At 75.4% G+C, this 6,883-nt stretch carries 4 protein-coding genes and 1 pseudogene; all 5 read right to left on the bottom strand.

Features of this window, described 5'->3' with window-relative positions:
* Positions 1–245 (bottom strand): annotated as a pseudogene (locus ACIQOV_RS19945) (SAM-dependent methyltransferase); the annotation flags it as partial.
* 219 nt (positions 246–464) lie between these two features.
* Positions 465–1,220, bottom strand: a complete 756-nt coding sequence (locus ACIQOV_RS19940; RefSeq protein WP_401050148.1) for a transglycosylase family protein — start codon at positions 1,218–1,220, stop codon at positions 465–467.
* A 556-nt stretch (positions 1,221–1,776) separates the two neighbouring features.
* Complete coding sequence (locus ACIQOV_RS19935; protein ID WP_387693569.1) at positions 1,777–2,445, bottom strand: response regulator; 669 nt, start codon at positions 2,443–2,445, stop codon at positions 1,777–1,779.
* A gap of 148 nt (positions 2,446–2,593) precedes the next feature.
* Positions 2,594–4,261, bottom strand: a complete 1,668-nt coding sequence (locus tag ACIQOV_RS19930; protein WP_401050144.1) for a sensor histidine kinase — start codon at positions 4,259–4,261, stop codon at positions 2,594–2,596.
* Between the two features lie 120 nt (positions 4,262–4,381).
* A partial coding sequence (locus tag ACIQOV_RS19925) for a SpoIIE family protein phosphatase (RefSeq protein ID WP_401050143.1) occupies positions 4,382–6,883 on the bottom strand: 2,502 nt, incomplete at its 5' end.

Genomic DNA, 6,883 nt, shown 5'->3' with positions numbered 1-6,883 from the left:
GTCAGCTCCACGACCGCCCCCGGGGTCCGGCTCCGGGCCGCCGCCAGCAGCGCCCGGCCCTCACCGCTGCACAGGTCCAGCCATCCCGGCGTCGCACCCCCGCGCTCCGCCAGCCAGGCGAGCGGGTCGAAACCGAGCTCGCGGGCGTAGCTGTTCACCCCGGTGAGCCCGCGCTCGCGGTTCATCGTGCTGTTGGCCACCACCGGGGAGGCGGTGAGCTCACTGTCGTCGATCAGTCGGACCATCGGCCGACCCTACCGGCGAGGGGCGCGACGGCCGACCGCACGCGGAGGACGGGCCCCGCAAGGGCCTGCCAGGGCCCGCAGCGGCCCGTAACGGGCCGTTAACGGCCCGCGAACGCACCGGAACCGGCCGGAGCGGCCACCCCGTCCAGGGCGGCCGCTCCGGCCGGTCGGCAAGGCTCCGCCGGGTGGCTCCCCGCCGGGCGGCCTCCCGTCGAAGGGTCAGACCGTCAGCGTCTGGCCCGGGAAGATCAGGTCCGGGTCGCCACCGATGGTGCGCACGTTCTTCCGGTAGAGGCTGTCCGTGTCGGTTCCGAACGTGGCCGCGATCTCGCTCAGGGTGTCACCGCTCCTGACGGTGTAGCCGCCCGCGGCGGTGTTCTTCGGCGCGACCGGCGCGGACTGCGCGGGCTTGGCCGAGGGCTGCCCCTGGGGCGCCTGCTGCGCGGCGGCGGCCTTGGGGGCGGCGGGCTTGGCGGGCTTGGCCGCGGGCGCGGCGGCGGGCTTGGCGGGCTTGGCCGCCTTCGCGGCCGGCTTGGCCTCCGCGCCGCCCGAGGTATCGACGGCGGCCGGGGCGCCGCCCCTGCCCAGGCCCGCCTTCTGCGAGCAGACGGGCCAGGCGCCCGGGCCCTGCGAGGCGAGGACCTTCTCCGCGACGGCGATCTGCTGCGCCCTGCTCGCCTTGTTGGCCTGGGAGGCGTACGCGGTCCCGCCGTACGCGGCCCAGGTGGACGGGGAGAACTGCAGTCCGCCGTGGAAGCCGTTGCCGGTGCTGATGCTCCAGTTCCCGCCGCTCTCGCACTGGGCGACGGCGTCCCAGGTGGAGGCGGTAGCGGCGGAGGCCGAGGTGGCCGTGACGAGGCCGGCCACCGGCAGGGCCGCGACGGCGGCGCCCGCGACGATCGCCATCCGAACGCGGTGGCGCTTGGGGGTGGCGGTGGTGTCGGTGGCAGCGGCGGTCTCGTGACGGGGATTCATACAGGTCCTCTCGACAAGTCCCGGGTGGGCATGCGGAACCAGGCCCGGGACATGGGCCGGCAGTTTTTCGCTCACCTCACTCGACGGGCGGCCGGACACGTGTCGGACGTGCCGTGCCGCCCCGGTCACCTCCGCACGCCGACGGCCTGTTGGAGCCGGCCTCGTCGGCGGGCACCGCCCTCGCGCCGCTGGTCAGTCGGCGGGCAGTGCGTCGGGGTGGACCCGGGTGGCGCTCGTTGCGCCGCCAATGAAGCTAGGGGGCATCACCCGGACGCAGCAAGCAATTCTTGGACGTCGCAGGTCAGTTGACTGTTACCGGCGGTATTGATCAAGAAGTTGCGCCTGATTTGAATACTTTTGACCGAATTTTCAAGATCGAATGATCGAAATCCGTGCCCTCGCTCACACCTATCCCTCCGAGAAAGCTCACACGCCATCCACACGGAGGAATCGTCGGCTGACGCACCGTCACCATCCGGTCCGGAGTTCCCGGTTCCGCGCCGCCGCCGAGTGGCATCCGTCACGCCCGACACGCACCGCGATCGAAAAGGGACTCTCAGTGACGGCCGTCGAGCTCCGCGTCCCGGGCCAACAACGCCGCCTGGACCCGGTTCTCGCAGCCCAGCTTGGCCAGGATCCGGCTGACGTAGGTCTTCACCGTCGCCTCGCTCATGTGGATCCGCGCCCCCGCGTCGGCATTGGACAGACCCTCTCCGAGCAGCGCCAGCACCTCCAGCTCGCGCGGGGTGAGCACCTCCAGCCGGCGCCGCGCCGCCACCGCGCGGGCGGCCAGCGAGGCACTGCGGCCGGAGGCCAGCGAGTCGACGATGTGCCGGGTGGCGGCCGGCGAGAGGAAGGCGTTGCCGCCCGCCGCCGCCCGGACGGCCTGGATCAGCTCGTTCGGCGCGGTGTCCTTGAGCAGGAAGCCGGCACCACCCTCGGTCACGGCGCGCAGGACGTTCTCGCGCTCTCCGAAGGTGGTGAGGATCAGGGCCCGCGCGCCGGGGGCGACCCTCGCCAGCTCCCCGAGCGCCGTCAGCCCGTCCATCACCGGCATCTGAATGTCCAGCAGCACCACGTCCACCCGGTGCGCCCGCGCGAGCTCCAACGCCTCGCGCCCGTCGGCGGCCTCCGCGACCACCTCGATGTCGGCGGCGGAGCCGAGGATCATCCTGATCCCGGCCCGGATCAGCGGCTCGTCGTCGGCGACGAGGACTCGGATCACGCTGGTCATTCCCCTCGAACAGTGCTTCGGCTGCGGCACCATCCTCACATCCCGGCGGGACCGCTCCGAACCACCCCGATCCGGACCACCGTGCTCCGAAACCGGCCCGGCCCACCCCGCCGGGGCACCCGCCCGCGCACGGGGGCACTCAGCCCCTGGCGACGTACTCCTGCTTCTCCACCAACGCCCCGTCCCGGAAGCAGAATCGCGCCACGTGCTCCTCGTTCCAGCCGGCGCCGGGCGCACCGTTCAGGACGAACCAGCGGCAGTGCGCGCCCGCCGGCACCTCGGGCCCCGTCCCCTTATAGGTGTCGGTGAAGAAGTTGTTGCCGCGCGGCAGCGTCTGCAGCACCTCGGCCTCGGCGGTGCCGACCCTGATCTGGTCGTACATCGGCTTCTGCACGGTCGCGTCGTTGGTGCCCCGGACGAAGGCGATCACGCCCCAGACCACCAGGCCGAGCACGATCAGCGCGACCGCGACCACCCCGAGCGCGCAGCCCATCGCCGGGCTGCGCCGCCCGCGCTCCGGCTCCTCGACGGGCGGCGGGCCGTCCAGCATCCAGTCCTCGGCCCCGCCCGTCGCCGCCGCCGCGTCCTGTTCCGCTCCCTCGTACGGGAGCACGGCCGCCAACCGGAAGCCCTGCTCCGGCGTGGGCCCGGCGTGCACCATGCCGCCGACCAGCCTCGCGCGCTCCCGCAGGCCGGTCAGCCCCTGACCGCCGCTGACCGCCGCGCCCCCGCCGCCGCGTGCGCCCACGAGCTCCGGCGCGCGGGTGTTGCTCACCTCCACCACCAGCGCGTCCGGCTCGTACCGCAGCGCGACGGCGATCGGCGCGCCCGGGGCGTGCTTGTGCGCGTTGGTGAGCGCCTCCTGCACGATCCGGTACGCCGCGTGGTCGACGGCCGCCGACAACGGACGCCGCCCGCCCTCCAGGGTGAGGTCGACCTCCGCCCCGGCCGCCCGGGAGGACTCCACCAGGCCGCCGATCCCGTCCACCCCGCCCCGGGCCGGCGGGCCGGCGGCGGCCGTCCCGGCGGTGGGCGGCAGCGCCGTCGACTCGTCGTGCAGCACCCCGACCACCTCGCGCAGCTCGCGCATCGCCGCGACCGCCGCCTGCCGCAGCACCCCGACCGCCTCGCGCTGCCGGTCGGTGAGCGTCCGGTCCACCTCCAGCGCACCGGAGTGCACCGAGATCAGCGCCAGCTGGTGGCCCAGGCTGTCGTGCATGTCCTGGGCGATCCGGTGCCGCTCGCGCAGCCGCGCCTGGTGCACCACCATGACCCGCTCGCGCAGCAGCTGCTCGTTGCGCTCGCGCAGCGCGTCCAGCAGGGCGCGGCGCTGCGCCCGGTAGCGGCCGTAGAGCGCCGGCAGCACGGCGATCACGAGGAAGAAGCCGAGCGACAGCGACAGCACCAGCTTCGGCGAGAGCGAGGCGACGTCCTTCACCGCACCCGTCACCGTGAACAGCACCCAGCCCACGACGAAGGCGCCGACCAGCGACCAGACCCGGCGGATCCGCGCGCCGGCCGTCCAGCCCGCGCACACCAGCAGCGGCATCGGTCCGATCGACCAGCCGGCCAGGGCCGCGGCGGCGAGCAGCACGGTGGCCGGCAGACCCTTGCGCAGCACCCACAGCACCGCGACGGCGAGGCCGAGGGGCAGTGCCAGGCCGGTGTTGGCGAGCAGCTCCAACAGCGCGGCGAACCCGCCCATCAGCAGGGCGGCCACCGCCTCGCCCACCACCCGCCGGGGCCGCCAGGGCCCTGGCAGCGCCGTCCGTACCACCGTGTTCCAGGCCCGCGCGATCGCTTCCACGCGTCGAGGCTATCGGTCCGGCCGGGGCGCCCGCCGTCCTCCTTCGTCGCGGCCCCCGCCGACGAAAGTCGCCTGGTCGGCCCGGCGGACCGCCCGCCGGACCACCCGCCCGCCGGCCGCTCAGCCGAAGGCCGTGAGCAGCAGCGCCACGTCGTCCACCCGGCGGGTCGACCCGACCTCGCGCAGCAGCCGCTCGGCCGCCTGCTCCAGCCCCTCCCCCGCCGCGGCCCGGGCCAGCGCCGCCCGCAGCCGGTCCACGCCCCGGTCGATCGCCACCGCGGGGTCCTCGACCAGTCCGTCGGTGTAGAGGGCGAGCACCGCCCCGCTGCCCAGCCGCAGGTCGCTGACCGGGTATTCGGCCAGGTCGTCCACCCCGAGCAGCGGACCGCCCGGGACGTACAGCGCCTCGGCCCGCCCGCCGGGGTGACGCAGCACCGGCGGGAGGTGTCCGGCCCGGGCGATCCGGGCGAGTCCGACGGCCGGGGTCAGCCGGACCAGGCAGCAGCTGGCGAGCAGCCCGGGGTCGAGGTCGAGCAGCAGCCGGTTGGTGCGGGCGAGCACCGCGTCGGGCGGGTCGCCGCCGGAGGCGAAGGCGCGCACGGCGCTGCGCAGCTGCCCCATCGTGGCGGCCGCGCCGACGCTGTGGCCCTCGACGTCGCCGATCACCAGGGTGACGTCCCCGCCGGTGACGATCGCGTCGTACCAGTCGCCGCCGATCTCCATGCCCTGGGTGCCGGGCAGGTAGCGGGCGGTGATCCGGATGCCGGGCACCTCGGGCAGCCGGTGCGGGAGCAGTGCCTGCTGCAGGCCGCGGGCCAGCACGAACTCGGCGTCGTACAGCCGGGCGCGCTCCAGGGCCTGGGCGATGAAGCCGCCGAGCGCGGTGAGCAGGCCACGCTCCTCCACGGTGAACGGGCGCGGCCGGTCGAAGCCGATGATGCAGGTGCCGACCGGACGGCCGGAGGCGATCAGCGGCAGGAAGGCCCAGGCGCCCATCTCGTCCAGGGCCAGGCCGGGGTAGGTGGCGGCGAGTTCGCGCACCGACTCGAAGAAGACCGGGGTGCCGGTGCTGAGCGTCTCCGCGCCGGGCACCCGGGCGTCGATCGGGGTGCCCTCGAAGGCCTCCAGGAAGCCGTCGGGGTAGCCGGCCTGGGAGAGCAGGTGCAGCTGCTGGTCGCGCACCGCGTAGATGGCGAGCTCCTGGCCGCCGAAGGACGGCAGGACCTCCTCGGCCACCGCCCGGCAGACGTCCCGCACGGTGACCGCCTCGGTGAGGGCGCTGGCCAGCTGGAGCAGGTGGTGGGTGCCGCCGACCCCGGTGCGGCCGGCGGGCGGCGGGGTGGCGGGCGGTTCGGCGGCGCCCGGCGGCGGCTCGGCCGCGACCACCCGGGCGGTGACGCCGTGCGGGTCCGGGTAGAGCGAGAAGGCGAGCCAGCCGTCCGGCGGGCGGGCGGCCAGGAAGGCGGTGGGCCGCTGGGAGAACAGGGCGGCGCGGTAGCGGTTCTCGTAGACCGGGTCGGCGAGCCAGGGCAGCACGTCCCAGGGGTGGCGGCCGAGCAGGTCCTCGCGGCGGGCCCGGAGCAGCGGTTCGGTGGCGCGGTTGGCGTAGCCGATCCGGCCGTCGGGGTCGAGCGAGAGCACGCCCTCCTGCAGCCGCTCGACGGCGGCCGCGGCGGCGGTCAGGTCGCGCACGTCCAGCACCGCGCCGATCAGGTGGGTCCGGCCGTCGGAGATCGCCACGGGCACCCGGGCCCACAGCTCCACCGGGTACGGCAGGCCCTCCGGCCCGAGCACCCGGACCCGGGCGGCCAGCACCTCGCCGCGCTCCAGCGCGACGCGGGCGGCGGCCCGGAACGCCGGCAGGTCACCGGGGGCGACCCGGCGGTTCAGCGCGGCCACCGTGCCGTCGAACTCGCCCGGCCCGAAACCGAAGATCTCCCGGAACTGCTCGTCGGCGGCGAGCGCCCCGGTGGCCACGTCCCAGTCGAACAGCCCGACCCGGGTGGTCGGTACCGACGACGGCGGCGGCAGCTCCACCACGGCCACCTCGCCGCCCGGCTCCACCGACTGCCCGGTCCCGGCCAGCTCGGCCAGCTGCTCGCCCAGTCGGGCGGCCGCTTCGGCCAGCTGCCGGGCGGCCGGCTCCGGAAGCCCGTCGTCCGAGGTGGGCCACAGCCCGCTCAGCACGCCGAAGCGCTCCTCGCCGTGCGCCACCGGCACGCAGACGGAGGCGACGTCGTACGGCAGGCCGACCGCGAGCTGCGGGAAGCGCCGCATGGTGTCCTCGGTGTCGGTCAGGGTGATCACGTGCCCGGTCCGGAAGCAGACCGCGACCGGCAGCGGGCCGGCGGCGGCCACCCGCCGGAACGGGCTCATCACCGCCAGCGGCACGCCCGCGATCGTGCGCAGCACCAGCGAGCGGCGGTCCCGCGAGCGCAGGTACACCATCACTCCGTACACCCCGGTCGTCCCCAGCGCCCGGCGCACCGCCTCGGCGAGGAGCTCGTCCCGCCGCTGGTCCGTCTGCGGGGCCGGGTCCCGGACGGACGGCGGGAACGCCCGGTCCGCCTCCGCGCCGGCCCCGGGCTCCGGCGGCCGGTCCGGACCGGGCCGCGTACCAGG

This window comes from Kitasatospora sp. NPDC091257 (assembly GCF_044757675.1).
GTDB classification, from domain to species: Bacteria; Actinomycetota; Actinomycetes; order Streptomycetales; family Streptomycetaceae; genus Kitasatospora; species Kitasatospora lactacystinica.
Note: the sequence above shows the minus strand (reverse complement) of the source record. Positions and strands in the feature narration are given on the sequence as shown.

What these genes read in the sequence shown, in the direction of transcription:
- ACIQOV_RS19940 (WP_401050148.1), bottom strand. Translation starts at nt 1,220, where the DNA reads ATGAATCCCCGTCACGAGACCGCCGCTGCCACCGACACCACCGCCACC.